Source organism: Agromyces cerinus subsp. cerinus (assembly GCF_900142065.1).
Classification (GTDB): domain Bacteria; phylum Actinomycetota; class Actinomycetes; order Actinomycetales; family Microbacteriaceae; genus Agromyces; species Agromyces cerinus.
Window position 1 is genome coordinate 146,557 of the sequence record NZ_FSRJ01000005.1, and the last position, 15,678, is coordinate 162,234.

General features: G+C 67.0%; 16 protein-coding genes. 9 read left to right on the forward strand and 7 right to left on the reverse strand.

The genetic code is table 11. The annotated features are described in order from the left end of the window. Position 1: 1 nt before the first annotated feature. The gene (locus BUR99_RS20315; RefSeq protein ID WP_159441009.1) at positions 2-142 is read right to left on the reverse strand and encodes a hypothetical protein; all 141 of its coding nucleotides are present in this window, start codon (positions 140-142) and stop codon (positions 2-4) included. 177 nt (positions 143-319) lie between these two features. Between BUR99_RS20315 and BUR99_RS19740 the strand changes: the two genes are divergently transcribed. Then, positions 320-853 carry a DUF4190 domain-containing protein gene (locus BUR99_RS19740; RefSeq protein WP_084184135.1) on the forward strand — a complete coding sequence of 178 codons (534 nt, stop codon included), beginning with the start codon at positions 320-322 and terminating at the stop codon, positions 851-853. 152 nt (positions 854-1,005) lie between these two features. Then, positions 1,006-1,401 carry a nuclear transport factor 2 family protein gene (locus tag BUR99_RS18080; protein ID WP_074261792.1) on the forward strand — a complete coding sequence of 132 codons (396 nt, stop codon included), beginning with the start codon at positions 1,006-1,008 and terminating at the stop codon, positions 1,399-1,401. A gap of 4 nt (positions 1,402-1,405) precedes the next feature. Here BUR99_RS18080 and BUR99_RS18085 read toward each other — a convergent pair whose 3' ends face one another. Further along, on the reverse strand, positions 1,406-2,077 hold the full coding sequence (locus BUR99_RS18085) for a hypothetical protein (protein ID WP_234980908.1): 672 nt from the start codon (positions 2,075-2,077) through the stop codon (positions 1,406-1,408). Positions 2,078-2,196: 119 nt separating this feature from the next. Further along, positions 2,197-2,826, reverse strand: a complete 630-nt coding sequence (locus BUR99_RS18090; RefSeq protein WP_074261793.1) for a CGNR zinc finger domain-containing protein — start codon at positions 2,824-2,826, stop codon at positions 2,197-2,199. A gap of 63 nt (positions 2,827-2,889) precedes the next feature. Between BUR99_RS18090 and BUR99_RS18095 the strand changes: the two genes are divergently transcribed. Further along, positions 2,890-4,230, forward strand: coding sequence for an MFS transporter (locus BUR99_RS18095; RefSeq protein ID WP_074261794.1), 1,341 nt, complete (start codon positions 2,890-2,892; stop codon positions 4,228-4,230). Positions 4,231-4,409: 179 nt separating this feature from the next. On the opposite strand, the gene BUR99_RS18100 is transcribed toward BUR99_RS18095, so the two are convergent. Next, a complete protein-coding gene (locus BUR99_RS18100) occupies positions 4,410-5,750 on the reverse strand; it encodes a hypothetical protein (RefSeq protein WP_074261795.1) in 1,341 nt (446 codons plus the stop codon). 127 nt (positions 5,751-5,877) lie between these two features. Between BUR99_RS18100 and BUR99_RS18105 the strand changes: the two genes are divergently transcribed. The 3 genes from BUR99_RS18105 to BUR99_RS18115 are packed head-to-tail and all read left to right on the forward strand — an operon-like array spanning position 5,878 to position 8,197. Next, positions 5,878-6,744 carry an alpha/beta fold hydrolase gene (locus BUR99_RS18105; RefSeq protein ID WP_074261796.1) on the forward strand — a complete coding sequence of 289 codons (867 nt, stop codon included), beginning with the start codon at positions 5,878-5,880 and terminating at the stop codon, positions 6,742-6,744. A 31-nt stretch (positions 6,745-6,775) separates the two neighbouring features. Continuing rightward, a complete protein-coding gene (locus BUR99_RS18110; protein ID WP_084184136.1) occupies positions 6,776-7,564 on the forward strand; it encodes a strictosidine synthase in 789 nt (262 codons plus the stop codon). A 30-nt stretch (positions 7,565-7,594) separates the two neighbouring features. Next, a complete protein-coding gene (locus BUR99_RS18115; RefSeq protein WP_074261797.1) occupies positions 7,595-8,197 on the forward strand; it encodes a TetR/AcrR family transcriptional regulator in 603 nt (200 codons plus the stop codon). A gap of 77 nt (positions 8,198-8,274) precedes the next feature. Here the strand turns inward: BUR99_RS18115 and BUR99_RS18120 are convergent, their stop codons facing one another. The 3 genes from BUR99_RS18120 to BUR99_RS20100 all read right to left on the reverse strand — a co-directional run bounded on the left by BUR99_RS18120 (position 8,275) and on the right by BUR99_RS20100 (position 12,620). Beyond that, positions 8,275-8,805, reverse strand: a complete 531-nt coding sequence (locus BUR99_RS18120) for a DUF4240 domain-containing protein (RefSeq protein ID WP_074261798.1) — start codon at positions 8,803-8,805, stop codon at positions 8,275-8,277. A 151-nt stretch (positions 8,806-8,956) separates the two neighbouring features. Next, positions 8,957-11,566 carry an ATP-dependent Clp protease ATP-binding subunit gene (locus BUR99_RS18125; RefSeq protein ID WP_074261907.1) on the reverse strand — a complete coding sequence of 870 codons (2,610 nt, stop codon included), beginning with the start codon at positions 11,564-11,566 and terminating at the stop codon, positions 8,957-8,959. A 289-nt stretch (positions 11,567-11,855) separates the two neighbouring features. Continuing rightward, complete coding sequence (locus tag BUR99_RS20100) at positions 11,856-12,620, reverse strand: hypothetical protein (RefSeq protein WP_143231707.1); 765 nt, start codon at positions 12,618-12,620, stop codon at positions 11,856-11,858. 87 nt (positions 12,621-12,707) lie between these two features. Between BUR99_RS20100 and BUR99_RS20105 the strand changes: the two genes are divergently transcribed. From BUR99_RS20105 to BUR99_RS18145, 3 genes are all read left to right on the forward strand, one after another. After that, positions 12,708-13,340 carry a hypothetical protein gene (locus tag BUR99_RS20105; protein ID WP_143231708.1) on the forward strand — a complete coding sequence of 211 codons (633 nt, stop codon included), beginning with the start codon at positions 12,708-12,710 and terminating at the stop codon, positions 13,338-13,340. A 107-nt stretch (positions 13,341-13,447) separates the two neighbouring features. Beyond that, positions 13,448-14,053 (forward strand): hypothetical protein, encoded by a 606-nt coding sequence (locus BUR99_RS18140; RefSeq protein ID WP_074261801.1) that lies wholly within the window; start codon positions 13,448-13,450, stop codon positions 14,051-14,053. Position 14,054: 1 nt separating this feature from the next. Continuing rightward, positions 14,055-15,527 carry a hypothetical protein gene (locus BUR99_RS18145; protein ID WP_074261802.1) on the forward strand — a complete coding sequence of 491 codons (1,473 nt, stop codon included), beginning with the start codon at positions 14,055-14,057 and terminating at the stop codon, positions 15,525-15,527. The last annotated feature ends 151 nt before the right edge of the window (positions 15,528-15,678 follow it).

The window sequence follows — 15,678 nt, forward strand, 5'->3', positions numbered from 1 at the left end:
CTCAGCCGAGGGCGGCGATCGCGTCGGCGACCAGCTGCACTTCGGAGGGCTCGTCGTCGGCGGCCGGCGTGAAGCCCATGCGCACCACGACGAGCTCCTCCGACGGCACGATGACGACCTTCTGGCCGTCGTGACCGCTCATGTGATGAGCAAGCGCGATGCGCGCCGCCGAATCCTGTTCGGTTTCCACGGTTGGACAGCCGATTCGCCCGCCAGACGCGAGTCTTCCCCAGAATTCCGCCGTGACTGGCATCATCGTCCGGGAGCGATTGCGCACCACAGCACCACGACCCGAGCAGCACCACGACAGAGGAGCATCATGACCGACCCGAACCAGCCGCAGGAACCCACCGTTCCGACGCCGCCCGCAGCACCCGACTACGTCGCCGCGCCGCCGGCAGCGCCCGCCGCACCGGAAGCACCTGCTGCTCCCGCTGCTCCCGCGGCAGCCGAGGCGCCCGCCGCTCCGGCAGCTCCTGCAGCGCCGGCCGCTCCGGCATATGCGCCCGCTCCCGCCGCGGCGCCGGCTCCTGCCGCGGCATACGGCGCACCCGCCGCGACGGTTCCCGGCAAGGGCCTCGGCATCGCCGGCCTGGTGCTGGCGATCGTGCTGCCCCTCGTCGGCCTCATCGTGAGCATCGTCGCGAAGTCGCAGTCGAAGAAGGCCGGCGTGAAGAACACCCCCGCGACGGCGGGCATCATCGTCGGCGCGATCCTGACCGTGCTCGGCATCATCACCGCGATCGTCCTCATCGCGATCAGCGCGTCGCTCGTCGGCTCCGTCGTCGACATGTGCAGCCAGCTCGGCCCGGGCGTCTGGGAGGTCGACGGAGTCACCTACACCTGCGAGTGATCGCACCCCGCAACACAGCATGAAGCGCCGCCGGGCTCAGCCCGGCGGCGCTTCGTCGTTCTCACGGGCCGGCGACGCCGATCGGCCGACCGGCACCTCGTGACGGGTGTTCGGTGATTGTGCGCGACGCCAGACCGGAGCATCCTGAGATCATGAGCGATCGTGAGGATTTCCTGATCTGGCTCCAGAGCGAGTTCGTGCGGGCCGAACGCGCCATGTTCGACGGCGACGACGGCCCGCGCCGCGCCCTCTGGTCGGTGGAAGAACCGGTCAGCGTGCTCGGCGCCTGGCGCAACGCCTCGAATCGCGCCGAGCTGGTCGAGGCGTTCGAGGAGCTCTCGACGAGCTTCTCGAACTGCACCGACTACGCGTTCGACCTGATCGCCTTCGACGTGCTCGGCGAGGCGGCGTACACCGTGGGCTACGAGCGTGCCGCGGCGTCGATCGACGGCGAGCCGCGCACCTTCACCCTGCGCGCCACCCAGGTGTACCGACGAGAGCCCGGCGGATGGCGCGTGGTGCACCGCCACGCCGACCGGATCGGGTAGCGGGTCAGAAGCGCATCGGGAAGGTGAGCAGCACGACGAAACCGCTCAGGGCGATGACGCCTGCCAACCCCAGCATCATCCAGGCCGCCACGTGGTGGATGTCGCGCTGCGCCATCGCGGTCAGGAAGAGCACGAGGGCGAACAGCACGGTCAGCAGCGAATAGTTGTCACCGCGCTCGGTGTCCTCGAGCGCTTCCGCGAACCGCCGCTCGGCGACGGCGGTGAGCTCCGCGCTCTCCTCGGTGCCCGGCGGCACGTATTCGGCCATGGCGAACGGCCCGGGTTCGACGTCTCCGCCCGCCTGCCACGCATCGAAGGCGATCGTGAAGTGCGGCGTGAAGCGCGCCTCGATCTGATCGGCGAGTGCCGTGTCGCCCTGGGCGGTGGCGGTCACCCATTCCGCGTAGATGATCAGGTCGACGACCCTGGCCTCGCGCGCCTGGCTGTCGGCATCGCTCGCCTCCACACGGGCAGCGGATGCCTCGGCGAACGCGATCGCCCGCTCGCCGCTCCACTTGGCCGATTGGAAACCGCACCAGGCCGTGAGGATGGCCGTCACCGACAGCATCGCCACGGCGACGATCTCGATGAACGGCCGATGGCGCCACCGGGAGACCGGCACGGTCGTCGTGGCGGCTGGGGCCGCGGGCGCCGGTTCCGTCGATGCCTCGCTCATGGTGCCCCCTTCGCCCCACCCGACACGGATTGCTGCCCACCATGGCACAGCGCTCCGCATCCGCGCCAGCGTCTCCTCAGTCAGGCGGCGGAGTCCTCCGGCCGGGCAACGGCCCGTGATCAGGCGGCGGGGCCACCTGCCCGCGGGTCCGCGGTGGCGCGAACGCGCGCGTAGTGCTCGCGCACCCGGTTGCGGTTGCCGCAGTCGGAGGCGACGCACCAGCGGCGATTGTGCCGCGGCGAGGTGTCGAGGAACACCCAGCCGCACTCGGCGTCGGAGCATTGGCCGAGCCGATCGAGATCGTCGCGCAGAAGCAGGTCGACCGCGGCGAGCGCGATGCGCCGACGCGGCAGGGCGAGATCGGTGTCGAACTCCCAGGCCCACCCCTCGCCGTCGCGGTCGAGGCGGCCGGCCGTAGCGGCCTCGGCATGCGCGGCGACGAGCGGCTGTGTCGACCCGCCCTCGTACGCGGCCGAGTAGATCGCCTCGCGCAGCGCGATGACTCGAGCGAGTTCAGCCGCGGCATCCGCTGGGCGTTCGTCGGAGAGCGGGCCGAGCGCGGCGCTCTGCGCATCGTCGACGAGGCCGAGCTGGAGCGCCCACCGCCGCACGTCGTCGAAGTCGACGAGGTGCTCGGTGAACCGTTCGGCGTTGAGGCGCCATGACACCGTGTTGACCAGGTCGAGGGCCACGGCGCCGCCGACCTGCCCGTACGTGTCGCGGGACAGCGACCTCTTCGCGGCATCCATTCGGCAAGCATAACGCGTGATTCACGCTTTACCCATTCACTTCTCTGTGCCAACCTGTAACGCATGCACCGCGAATCACCAATTAGTTTTCGGCGGCGGCCGTGGTCGCGCGACTTCGCTCGGCTCTGGCTCGCCGAGGGCGCGTCGGTCGCCGCACAGCAGGTCGCCGAGCTCGCGCTCCCCCTGCTCGCGGTGCTCCTGCTGCATGCCTCGGCGATGGAGCTCGGCCTGCTGGGGGTGGCGCGATGGCTGCCGTTCCTGCTGCTCGCCCTCCCGCTCGGGGTGCTCGTCGACCGCTCCCGGCGCCGGTCGCTCATCGTGACGGCCGACTGGGCGCGGGCCGCGCTCACCCTCGCGATCGTCGTGGCCTCGGTGGCGGGCGCGCTGACCTTCCCGGCGCTCGCGCTGCTCGCCGCGGCGATCGGCTGCTTCACCGTGCTCTTCGAGGTCTCGTACCAGTCGGTGCTGCCGAGTATCGTGCCGACGGCGGCGCTGCCCGGCGCGAACACCCGGCTCGCGGCGACCGCGTCGGCCGTGCAGGTCGGCGGCCCCGGCCTCGGCGGCCTCCTCGTGCAGGCGGTGTCCGCTCCGTTCGCCTTGCTCGTCACCGCGGGCGGCTACCTCGTCTCGGCGATCTCGGTCGCGGGCATCCGCGCGCCGGAGACACCGTCGGGGCGAAGCGGCGGGTTCCTGGCCGAGCTCCGCGGCGGCCTGCGGTTCGTGGCGCGCGACCGCTACCTCGTGGCGAACCTCGGGTTCTCGGCGCTCTACAACCCCTTCAGCCAGTGGATCATGGTGCTGTTCACCCTGCACGCCGTGCAGGGGCTCGGACTCGATGCCGCCCAGCTCGGGCTCGTCCTCGCGATCGGCGCGGTCGGCGCCCTCGCCGGTTCGGTGCTCGCGGGGCCGGCCGTGCGCCGCTTCGGCGCGGGCCGCCCGATCCTCTGGTGCGCGGCCGTCAACTGCCTCTCCCTCTTCGCCATTCCGTTCGCGGATGCCTCGTGGGCCGCGCCCTGGCTCATCGCCGCGTTCGGCACGGCATTCGCCCTGAACGGCGCCAGCACGACATTGTCGAGCGTGATCCTCGTGACGATCCGGCAACTGCGCACACCCGATCGGCTGCTCGGGCGGGTGAACGCGAGCATGCGCTGGGTGTCGTTCGGCACGATCGCGATCGGCGCGGCGGCCGGCGGCTTCGCGGGCGAGCTGCTCGGCACGCGCACGGCGCTCGTCATCGGCGCCGTGCTCTGCCTCGGGTCGTTCGTGTGGGTCGCCCTGTCGCCGCTGCCGCGCATCGGCGACCCCGCCGAGCTCGCCATCGCCGAGCGACGTGAGCCCGAAGGCATGGCCGACGCCGGCGCCCTCGGTACCGGCGATCCTGGCGGATCCGGCGCGCAAGGCTGACCCTCGCGAGGCCGGCCTCACCGGTCGAGTCTCGCGCTGCACCATCCTCGTCTCTCGAGAGCCCCCGGTACTCCGGTACTTCGGTACTTCGGTACTTCGGTACCGCAATACGGCACGGGCACCCCTGCCGCCGCCCGAACGGCCCGAACAATCCGAACGGGAGTGATGCGCGGGGCCGGCTAGACGGCGGCCTTCGACGCCTTGCGCGCGACTCGCTGCGCCGCAACGCGTGCGGCGACGGTCTTGGGCGTCAGGTCCCCCGGCGACAGCACGGCCCTGAGCGCATTGCTCTCGCGCACGGCGGCGTCGGCGTCGAAGACGGCGATGAGCATCGCGACGATGAACGCCGCCGCCGCGAACGGCAGGGCGATCGCGGCATCCGCCCAGTACACGTCGAACCAGATGTCGGCGAACGCCACCACGATCGCGGCCGGTGCGATGGCTGCGACGAGGCCCTGTGCGAACAGCACGGCGGCGCGGCGGCCGATGAGGAACCGCTCGATGCGCTCGGCGCGCGTGCGACGAGGCTGCCCGTCGGCGATCCAGCGTGCGGCGGCGATCTCGCGCATGCGAAGCACGACGAGGTGGGCGACGAGCAGCACCACGAGCAGCACGGCGAGCACCGCCATGACGACACCCGAGGTGGCGCTGAGCCAGTCGATGAATCGCTCACCCGGCTCGTCGTAGGAGAGCTCGTCGCAACGGCGGCACGGCTTGCGCATCACGAACGACACGAACCATGCGACGACCGCGAGGCCGAGCGCCGCACCGGTCGCGCCGGTGGCCCAGGTCAGCCACCAGGTGGTGCGCGAAGCGAGGATCGCCGGGCCGGCATCGTCGACGGATGCCGCGCGGCGGCGCTCCTCGGCCTGTTCGACGAAGTTGTGACGGGCCTCCCAGTCGGCGGTGAGCAGGTACGTGCGCGCCTCCCATCGGTCGACCGAGGCGGAGAGCACGGGGGTGAGCGCGATCCAGGCGACCAGGACGACGGCGCAGACGACGAGGCCGATCCACGGTGCTGGCTCAGCGCCGGCATCGGGCTCCGTGACGAGCAGCATGACCAGCAGCCCGGCGACCGCCAGGGCGGCGAAGCCGCACCACATCATGAGCTTGCGCAGGGTGCGCGCCGGAGCCGTGGCCACGCGTGCCCTGGCGCGCGCGCTCGGCACGATCGCACGGTCTCGTCGCGCGGCTGCTTCGAGCCGCCCGAAGTACAGCCTGCTGTCGAGTGCGTACAGCGCGGGCAGCGCGATCCCGACGCCGGCCGCGGCGATCGACGCGGCGCCCACGCCGGCTCGAACGAACAGGTCGTACTCGATCGCGTCGTTCAGCCGGCTGAACGCCTCCTCGCCGATGATGCCGGTGATGAGCACGAGACCGGCGACGATGCTCATGCCCACGGCGAACCCGAGCATCACGTCGAGCGCCGCCCTCACGTACTTCGATCCCCCGCCGCCCACGTCGACGAATCGCGGCACGTAGGCAGCGCGGTCTTGCTCGGTGTGATCGTTCGGGCGCACCAGGATCCTCTGAGTCGGGGCGTTTCGGCTCGGCTCAGCGTACTGGGGGCGGTCGCCGCCCCACTCACCTTGACAATTTTCCTGAGTCGACTCACAATTGAGTCAACTCACTAAAAGGAGAATCCTCATGAGCACCACCCCCGATACCGCGAGCGGGCCCGTCACGTCGTACGCGAAGGCCCCCACCCGCACGATCACCGCCGGCGGCGTGTCCTACGCCTACCGCGAGCTGGGCCCGAAGGGCGGCGTGCCCGTCGTCTTCTTCGTGCACCTCGCCGCGACGCTCGACAACTGGGACCCGCGCATCATCGACCCCATCGCCGAAGGCCGCCACGTGATCACGTTCGACAACCGTGGCGTCGGCGCGACCACCGGCGAGGTGCCCGACAGCGTCGAGGCGATGGCCGCTGACGCCACGACCTTCATCACGGCGCTCGGCTTCGACGAGGTCGACATCTTCGCCTTCTCCCTCGGCGGAATGGTCGCGCAGGCGCTCGTGGTCGAGCACCCCGAGCTCGTGCGCAAGCTCGTGCTCACCGGCACCGGCCCCTCCGGCGGCGCCGGCATCGACAAGGTCGCCGGCGTCACCTACTTCGACATCCTGCGCGCGACCCTGACCCGCTCCGACCCGAAGGAGTTCCTCTTCTTCAACCGCAACGCCACCGGCAAGCCCGCCGCGAAAGCATTCGTGAAGCGACTCCAGGAGCGCACCGTCGATCGCGACGCCCCGATCACGACGAAGGCGTTCCAGACGCAGCTGAAGGCGATCAAGAAGTGGGGTCGCTCGGCGCCCGCAGACCTCTCGAAGCTCACTCAGCCCACCCTGATCGCGAACGGCGACCACGACCGCATGGTGCCCTCCGTGCTCTCCAACGACCTCCACCGCCGCATCGCGGGGTCCGAGCTGATCATCTACCCCGACTCCGGCCACGGCGGCATCTTCCAGTTCCACGACCGCTTCGCGCCCGTCGCCGTCGAGTTCCTCGCGCGCTGACCGGCATCCGAATCACTCAAGAAGGCATGCCATGACGAACACGATCCCGTTCACGAAGAAGGCGCTCGCGTCATCGATCCTGCTGTGGATGCGCACCGATCAGCCCCGCCAGCAGGGCATGGAGCACTGGAAGGGCCCGCACTCGAAGATCATCTCGGCATCTCCGGGGCTCGACGAATACCGGCAGCTCCACCTCGAGGCGGTCAACCCCGGGCTGTGGCCCGCCACCCACGGCGTCGAGACGGCCATTCCCGCAGATCGCAAGATCGACGGGGTCGCCGAGGTCACCTTCGCCTCCGCGCTCGCGCCGTTGCAGGGCCGCGCGCAGACCAAACTCGCCTTCCAAGACGAGGTGAACGTGTTCCGGCGCACCCTGATGTACGCCGGCCCGCCCAACTCCACCCGCTGGTACGAGCGAACCGGCGACACGGGGTCACGTGCCCTCATCTACGTGAGACGACGCGAGGGCGTCGGCACCCGAGCGTTCCGGAGGCATCTCACCGACGCCCTCGTGCCCGCGCTCGCGAAGACCGCGAAGTTGACCGAGCTGCGCACCCAGGTGTTCATGCCCTGGAACGAGCGGCTCTGGAACACGCCCGACGTCGCCCACGACAATCCCGCCGATCAGCGGTTCCACGCCTCGCTCGTGCTCGGCTTCGCCGATGCCGCCGCGCGCGCGGCATTCTTCGACGGCGACGAGATCTCGACCATGTCAGACGAGCTGTCGATGTTCGCATCGGCGATCCACGCCTACAACGTGTCCGAGGCGTTGACGTATGTCAGAGAGGGCCGCGTCCTGCCGCATTATGCTCAGGACTGAGCACAGTCAGATCCAATCCTGGAGGACGGAATGGCCTCGGTCACGGCACCGGTCGGGCGGCGCGAGCGGAACAAGCAGGTCAAGCTCGAACGCATCACCGCCGCCGCGCGAGAACTCTTCGCCGAGCACGGCGTCGACGACGTCACCACCCAGCAGATCGCCGAGAAGGCCGACATCGGCGCCGGCACCCTGTTCCTCTACGCCAAGACCAAGGGCGAACTGCTTCTGCTCGTGCAGAACTCCGCCTACGCCGACGCCCTCGACGAGGGGCGGGCGGCCGCCGCGAGCCTGCCCGATGCGCTCGACGCGGTGATGGCGATCGTGCGCCCGGTCGTGCACTGCAACCGCATCCAGATCGACAACGGGCGCACCTACCTGCGCGAACTCGTCTTCGGCGACCCCGAAGAGCCGCACCACCGCGACGCGCTCACGCTGACCCTGCAGACCGAAGAGGCCATCGCCGCCGTGCTGCGTCGCGACGACCGCGTCGGCGAGCGCGACGCCGCCACCCTCGCGCGCATCGTCTCGGCGATCATGTTCGTCACCATGGCGGCGACGGTGAACATCACCCGCACCGTCGACGAGCTCGTGCAGGAGATCAGTGACCAGGTTCGCGTGCTCCTGCCCTGCTGATCACCGCACGCCCGAAGCACGAATGCCCGGCACCCCCTTGAGATGCCGGGCGTTCTGGTGTCGACACGCGCTTCGCGCTACACGTCGAGACCGAACCCACTACTCGCTTCAGCCGACCAAGCCGCAAGCTTCGGATGCCTCTCCTCAGACGTCTCCTCGTCGAACCGCACCCCTTCGGGCTCGCCATCGGTGGGTTCGAGGTCTGCGCCGTTCTCGTCGTCCTCGATGCCACGATCATCGAGCACCTCTTCAGCGACGTACTCGAGGAGTTCGTTCTCGAGCTCATCGGTGTCGAGATACGGCACGAGCAGCTCGGGATCGGTGAGGGCGACGTCGACAACCTCGGCGCCCTTACCGATGAGCCATGAACGGAAGTAGTGGAATGCATCGTCGCCCATTCCGCCGGCTGCCGCGTACCCGGCATCCCAGAGCGACCAGCGATTGAGCCGAACGAGCTGGCGGCGAAACTCCGCCGCAAACGCCGCGACCACATCGTCTGGCAACCGGCTCAGCACTTCACGCAGGGCGTCAGGGTCGGCACTTGGAGAGTCAGGTGTCGCGCTCGGGCGCGCAGTGTCGATGAGTGCATAGAACTCGGTCTCGGTCATCCGTGGATCGTATCCATCGCCACCGATGTTTCTCCGTCACCAAGGTGTCGCTCAATGACGAACGCCCGGCCCTCGTGATGAGGACCGGGCGTTCGTCTTCGACCGGTTACGGCCGCTGCTTCACACGGTTACGTGCGACGCCGCGAGGTGGTTACGCCGCCGCCGGCAGCGTCACGGTCGCACGGGGCACGGATGTCACGACGAACTCGCCGTCCGCGGCATCCACCTTCACGCCCTCGCCGTCGCCGAGCGCACCGCTGACGAACAGGTCGCTGATGCGGTCGTCGATCTCGCGCTGGATGACGCGGCGCAGGGGCCGGGCACCGTACTCGGGCTCGTAACCGCGTTCGGCCAAGAACGACACCGCGGCATCCGTCACCTCGAAGGCGACCTCGCGCGCGGCGAGCCGTGACGCGGTCGCGCCGAGCATGAGGCGCACGATCTGGGCGAGCTGCGGCTCGTCGAGCTTCTGGAACAGCACGATCTCGTCGATGCGGTTCAGGAACTCGGGGCGCATGGCCTCGCGCACCTTGCCCATGACGCGGTTGCGCACGTCATCGGAGGAGCTGAAGCCCGAGCCATCCGTCGATGCCACGAAGCCGAGTGCACCCGAACGCGACGCGAGGAACTCCGAACCGAGGTTCGAGGTCATCACGATCACCGTGTTGCGGAAGTCGACCGTGCGGCCCTGGCCGTCGGTCAGGCGTCCGTCGTCGAGCACCTGCAGCAGCAGGTTGAACACGTCGGGGTGCGCCTTCTCGATCTCGTCGAACAGCACGATCGAGTACGGGTTGCGCCGCACGCGCTCGGTGAGCTGCCCGGCCTCGTCGTACCCGACATAGCCGGGAGGGGCGCCGACGAGTCGCGACACCGTGTGCCGCTCGCCGAACTCGCTCATGTCGAACCGAATGATCGCCTGCTCGTCGTCGAAGAGCGACGACGCCAGCGCACGCGCCAGCTCGGTCTTGCCGACACCCGTCGGCCCGAGGAATAGGAACGAACCCACAGGGCGCTTGGCGTCGCCCATGCCGGTGCGGCTGCGGCGCACGGCCTTCGCGACCGCGGTGACCGCGTCGTCTTGGCCGATGACGCGCGCGTGCAGCTCGCCCTCGAGGTCGCCGAGGCGCTCGCGCTCGCTCTCGGTGAGGCGGTTCACCGGAATGCCGGTGGCCCGCGAGATCACCGCGGCGATCTCCGCTTCGTCGATCACGGTGCTCTGCTGGTTGAGTCCGTCACCCTGCTGGTTGAGCTTGTCGAAACCGGCGCGCCCCTTCTCGGTGGCCGCATCGAGCCGATCCTGCACCTTCGAGATCTCGTCACGGATGCGCGAGGCCTCCTCGTAGTGCTCGGCGCCGACGGCGGCGTTCTTGTCGGCCTCGAGGTCGGCGAGTCGCGCGATGAGCGCGGAGACATCCGTCTTCATGCCGAGCTTGAGGCGCAGACGCGCGCCGGCCTGGTCGATGAGGTCGATGGCCTTGTCGGGCAGCACCCGGTCGGTGAGGTAGCGGGCACTCAGCTCGACGGAGGCGCGCAGCGCGGCATCCGTGTACTGCACGCCGTGGTGCTCCTCGTAGGCAGGCTTCAGCCCGTGCAGAATCAGCACGGCGTCTTCGATCGAGGGCTCCCCCACGCGCACCGGCTGGAACCGGCGCTCGAGGGCGGGATCCTTCTCGATGGTGCGGTACTCCTTGAGCGTGGTCGCACCCACGAGGTGCAGCTCGCCGCGCGCGAGGCGCGGCTTCAGGATGTTGCCCGCGTCGGTGCCGCCGTCGCCCGAGCCGCCCGCGCCGACCACGGTGTGGATCTCATCGATGAAGATGATGAGCTCGCCCTTGTTTGCGGCGATCTCCTCCATGGTCTTGGTGAGGCGCTCCTCGAAGTCGCCGCGGTAGCGGGTGCCCGCGAGCATGCCGGGCAGGTCGAGCGAGATGACGCGCTTGTCGAGCAGCGCCTCGGGCACCGACTCCTCGACGATCGCGCGGGCGAGGCCCTCGACGATCGCCGTCTTGCCGACGCCGGCCTCGCCGATCAGCACCGGGTTGTTCTTGGTGCGACGGCTGAGGATCTCGATGGTCTGCTCGATCTCGTCGGCACGGCCGATCACGGGGTCGAGCTCGCCGTTCGCGGCCAACTCGGTGAGGTCGGTGCCGAACTTGTCGAGCATGGGGGTGTCGGATGCCCCAGGCTCACCCTCCTCTGCGGATTGAGCCTGTCGAAATCCGCCCGCTTCGACCGTCTCCCGCATGCCCTGCGTGAGGGCCTCGGCGGTGACGCCGGCGCGCGCGAGCACCTGGCCGGCGGGGGCGTCCTGCCCCAGCACGAGCGCGAAGAAGAGGTGCTCGGGGTCGATGTAGGTCGAGCCGGCCGAGCGCGCCACCTGGTAGCTGTGGAACAGCGCGCGGGAGGCGCTCGGGGTGATCGTGGCGGCATCCTGCTGGTTGAGCTTGTCGAAACCAGCCGCGGGCAACCGAGCCTCGGTCATCGTGACGATGCGTTCGGCAGACGCGCCGACACGCTCGATCGCCTGCGTGACGCTCTCGTCTTCGACGATCACGCGCAGGATGTGCAGGGCGTCGAGCTCGGTCTGGCCGCGCTCGAGCGCGAAGCGTCCTGCTTGACGCAGGATGCCTTGAGTACGGGCGGTCAGGAACCGGCTGAGGTCGATCGACCGAGCCTGACGCGCCTGCTCACCCGCGAGATAGCGGGCGAGAAACTCGTCGAACGAGCTCGCGCCGGCTTCGGGGTTGAAGTCTTCGGGCACCAATCCTCCTGGAAGTTGAGCGGGGTACGCTCAAGTTCAACGCGGAGAGGGCGTGGGTATTCCCGACTTCGGGTAGCGACGTCCTGCGGTCATGTTCGCACGCGTCGCGTCTCAAAATCTGCTGTGGTTCGATCCCGTCAGTTCCTCGAACCCCGCAACCCCAGGCACCCGGGTCGCTCATGTCAGAGCACGTCGACTGGCCGGGTGTGGCGACGCACCTGCCATCAGCAGGGTTCTGGACTCTGCTGCACTTCTCGACCCTGGGTAAGGAACCTCGGCTCCTCAAGTGCTAATTGAAAGTCGGGAACGAAGCGCGTTCCTCTGCAGGCAGAGCTTCCCGCCCCATTTCGACGAGATCCCCCTCGAACGTAGTTGTCCCGAGCGGGTCATCGGCATTGAGCAACCAGTAGTAGCGGAACCAGCCCCACGAGTAATGGCTCCTAATCACGCTGACCTGCCGGGCCTCGTTCGTATACACCTCTGCATCGCCGAAGAACGAGCCCCACGGCATATCGCCCGTGAGTCGCAGCTCCAGCATGTCTTGCTGGATCGACAACGTGAAATGAAAATGCGGAGCCGCGCCAATTGCGCTTGGGTCGTTCAAGTAACCTCGCACACCGTCAGGGATTTGAACTCCAGATTCCACGGCTCGGCAGCAGGCGTGCTTGACGAAATACTTGATCAGGTTCGTTCGCTCTGCTGCCCAATCCGCACCGTAGACCTCTGAGAATCGGAACCGCCTGGACGTTCCCATTTCTTCTTCGTGATCCACGATGTACGCCAGCATCTTTTGGTAGGCGCGATCGAAAGGCTGACTGCGAGCGTTGTTGCAGTTCGCGCACATCGACGGAGGGAACTTTGCCAGGGCTGAATTGGGGCCCTGTACCTGCAGCAACTTCTCGGAGAAGTCGCCGTGAACGACGGCGCCATCACCAATCCAGGGTCCTGGGCCGTTTGCGAGTCGAAGCTCATACGCAGTGAATTTGTGCTCGCGAGAATCTGCAATGGCACCACACCACCAACATGATGGCCGAGCGACCGCAGTGTCCGTCATGATCGAACGTTAGCGTTGTTTCAACGCAAACCGCGCGTAAGCACGCACCCAAACCAATGGCGGTGGGAACGTGGATACATTCGTCCCATGTCACCCGAAGAGTCCGCAGCTGTCGCTGCTTGGGTTGCCGCATTCGTCGCCATTATCTTCGGGGGAACCGGTTTCATCGTCGGGCTCGTCGGTCTTCGTCATGCACGACAGGCAAAAGAGGCTGCCGCCGCAGCCAACCTGATCGCCAAGGAAGCGAACGGGATTTCAAAGAAGGCCAATTTCCTCTCGAACGAGTCCAACGAGATCGCTCGAGAGGCCAACGAAATTTCAGGTCGCGTATCTGAACTGAGTTACGAGCAACACGATGTCGTTTGGGAATGGGAATTCGACTCGGCGAATGATGGCGTCGTGACCATCCAGAACCTGGGCAAGGACGAGGCACACGAGGTCACTATCCAGTTCATGTTCGAGAGTACGACGGAGGCAAACCCCTCTCCGATTCAGGTCGCGGGTCGCGAGGTCGTGAAGTTCACCATCCCCACTCTGCGCGAGTCAATCGCGAAGGAGCGCGCTGAGGAGCGGGAGTCGGCGCGACATGCTGGGAGCCCGTACCGCTCGCCCCACTTCCCCTCGATGTATCGCGCTCGTCTTCGGGTGAAGTGGCGCACTGCTAGGGGAACTCCCAAACAGTCAGACACGGACTGGACTACCGCCTACCTGCCCACATAGTTCTACCGGGGATATCGGCAAGGGGAACCGACTACCCCGGAAATGGGGACACCCCGAGCGAGCCGAGGTGCCGAAATGGAATCCCGAGCCCCAGTAGGGTACGGAACATGGCACGAATCGAGGGCGAGTCGGCGCAGGCGAAAGGTGCCGATGGCGCTCGTCGCGCGAAGCGCTGGCTAGAGTCCACCACCCGCGTGAGCGCCCAGTGGGTAAACCCAGACCCCCCGGCCGTGAAGAAGCTCCGGTTCACATGGCCACACGGTGGCCAGAATTTTTCGTTCGACCTCGGGGGATTCCTCAAGCACGGCGACTACGACGGCGAGATGTTCTTCGCAGAGTCGAAGAACTACGCGACGCCAAGCGACCTTCCGGACCACTACTCGAAGTTCCTCGCTCAGTGTTACGTGGCATACCTGGACAAGCCGAGTTTCTGCGACCACTTCATGTGGGTGGCTTGGAGTCCGCACTCGATCAACCAGTGGCCGAACCTGATGAGCGAGGGCTACGTTCGGAAACACGTTCTGAAACACCGAGACAAAGTGTTCGGCGTCGAGAGCGAAGAGGAAGCCCGACCGCTCATCGATGACGATGCGGTGTCGGCTGTTGCCAAGAGACTGTGGCTAATCATCCTCTCGGAGAAGCAGGAAACACTCGTAATCTCCAAGGAGCACCGCGGCGTTATCGACAAATACGAGACCGGAAAGGACGACTGACGTGGAGACCTCCGGTTACACCACCCAGATCCGTGACGGCCTCTTCGATCCTTCCCCTCGCGATTCCATATTCCGGGTCAAGGCGGCAGTCGCGGACGAACTGGCCGCGCTTGACGACACGGCACGGATTCGTTCGACGGACTTCTTCAACCACACATTCGCGCCGGACTTCGTGCTGACATGGCCAGACAAGGCCGAACGTCACGTCTTCCTCCGGATGAGTTATGACCTCAACGCCCTCGTCGAAGACGTCGCCCTCATCGACTCGCACGACCCATTCATCTTTGGGTTGACCCCCAACGAAGGCACCGAGAAGGACAGCCGCATCGATGGTGCGGTCGAGGAGAGCGGCGCGATGTTCGCCGAGCCGGACGCGCTGGAACGCTTGATCGACCGGAAGAAGACAGATTCGACGGCCAACATGCTGAGCAACGCGATCGCCCAAGGTGGGCGCGGGACGTTCATCGGCAACGAAGCTGTGGAGTTCGCATCGGTTGTGTCTCGGGGATTCGAAGCTGCCTCTGACGTGAAGGCGGCAGGCACCGCCGAGGCGATCTCAGAAATCGAAGAACGTCTGGGCGGTCCGCAGGCGTGGCGTATGAACCGTGTCCTCCAAGCCGTGTGGGAGGGCAGCGAGGGTCCACTCATGCTGTTCCCCGGAAAGGCCGACCTGTCCGGGCGACTCAACATCGAGTCACTGCGATACCTCGTGACTTACATGCGGACCGACGATCCCGAGTTCTGGAAGAGGGTGGGCCGTGGCTTGAAGATGGCCGACCTCGAACACCTGGACTTCGCCGCGTCCAGGCCGAATATCGAGCGTTTGATCAAGGCCAACCTCGACATACTCTCCGCGCGGGCAATGGTGCTCGTTGACGACCCACTGGGTGTTGGTGAGATCGACCGGGAATCCAAATTCAGCTGGGACATCCGCGAACGCCGCCTGACCTTCGAAGCGCCAGGGTTCTTTGCATTCATCGGTGCGACGAAGAAGGATCTCGAAAGTGTTAGGAAGACGACCGCCAACCCTGTTGCGGTTTCGACCTTCGTCGACCGGGCCGAGAAAGCTGAACTTGCGGAGGTGACTCTTCACTCGGGCAGTGAGGTCTTCATCTTGAAGCACGAGGACGGCGCAATCGACACCCACCGCCTCGTCGGAGTTTCCGGGCAATTCGACGGCCCTTCCGAGGTGACGCAGGCCATCGCGACGTCGAGCTCAGGTCGAGTCACGGTTGACCTCACTGCGATGTCAGGCACTGGCCAGACACGGAGCAAGATTCGCCTCGCTGATCTGCTCGTCACTGCCACCCCACTCCTCCGCGACCTGCCGTACGAGGACACTGAGGCGCTGAATCACTATCTGGCGTACGAGGTCGATCACGGCGGGGTGACACTCGATGTACCGGACGACGAGGAGTCACTGGTTGATGACGGTGTTGCCGGCGGCGCCGAACCAGACGATGAGGACGAGTAGATCAAATTCTTCCGCAAGCAGCACACGGCCTGTTCTGATGTAGACCGCCGCTGAGAGTATCGAATGGGCGGCCGAAGAGCCGATTCGTGACTCGGGCCGCGACTACACGATCCTCAAGGCTGGCATGGTCTACGGCCAACGCCCCAAGTCC

What these genes read in the sequence shown, in the direction of transcription:
- BUR99_RS20315 (WP_159441009.1), bottom strand. Translation starts at nt 142, where the DNA reads ATGAGCGGTCACGACGGCCAGAAGGTCGTCATCGTGCCGTCGGAGGAG.
- BUR99_RS19740 (WP_084184135.1), top strand. Translation starts at nt 320, where the DNA reads ATGACCGACCCGAACCAGCCGCAGGAACCCACCGTTCCGACGCCGCCC.
- BUR99_RS18080 (WP_074261792.1), top strand. Translation starts at nt 1,006, where the DNA reads ATGAGCGATCGTGAGGATTTCCTGATCTGGCTCCAGAGCGAGTTCGTG.
- BUR99_RS18085 (WP_234980908.1), bottom strand. Translation starts at nt 2,077, where the DNA reads ATGAGCGAGGCATCGACGGAACCGGCGCCCGCGGCCCCAGCCGCCACG.
- BUR99_RS18090 (WP_074261793.1), bottom strand. Translation starts at nt 2,826, where the DNA reads ATGGATGCCGCGAAGAGGTCGCTGTCCCGCGACACGTACGGGCAGGTC.
- BUR99_RS18095 (WP_074261794.1), top strand. Translation starts at nt 2,890, where the DNA reads ATGCACCGCGAATCACCAATTAGTTTTCGGCGGCGGCCGTGGTCGCGC.
- BUR99_RS18105 (WP_074261796.1), top strand. Translation starts at nt 5,878, where the DNA reads ATGAGCACCACCCCCGATACCGCGAGCGGGCCCGTCACGTCGTACGCG.
- BUR99_RS18110 (WP_084184136.1), top strand. Translation starts at nt 6,776, where the DNA reads ATGACGAACACGATCCCGTTCACGAAGAAGGCGCTCGCGTCATCGATC.
- BUR99_RS18115 (WP_074261797.1), top strand. Translation starts at nt 7,595, where the DNA reads ATGGCCTCGGTCACGGCACCGGTCGGGCGGCGCGAGCGGAACAAGCAG.
- BUR99_RS18120 (WP_074261798.1), bottom strand. Translation starts at nt 8,805, where the DNA reads ATGACCGAGACCGAGTTCTATGCACTCATCGACACTGCGCGCCCGAGC.
- BUR99_RS20100 (WP_143231707.1), bottom strand. Translation starts at nt 12,620, where the DNA reads ATGACGGACACTGCGGTCGCTCGGCCATCATGTTGGTGGTGTGGTGCC.
- BUR99_RS20105 (WP_143231708.1), top strand. Translation starts at nt 12,708, where the DNA reads ATGTCACCCGAAGAGTCCGCAGCTGTCGCTGCTTGGGTTGCCGCATTC.
- BUR99_RS18140 (WP_074261801.1), top strand. Translation starts at nt 13,448, where the DNA reads ATGGCACGAATCGAGGGCGAGTCGGCGCAGGCGAAAGGTGCCGATGGC.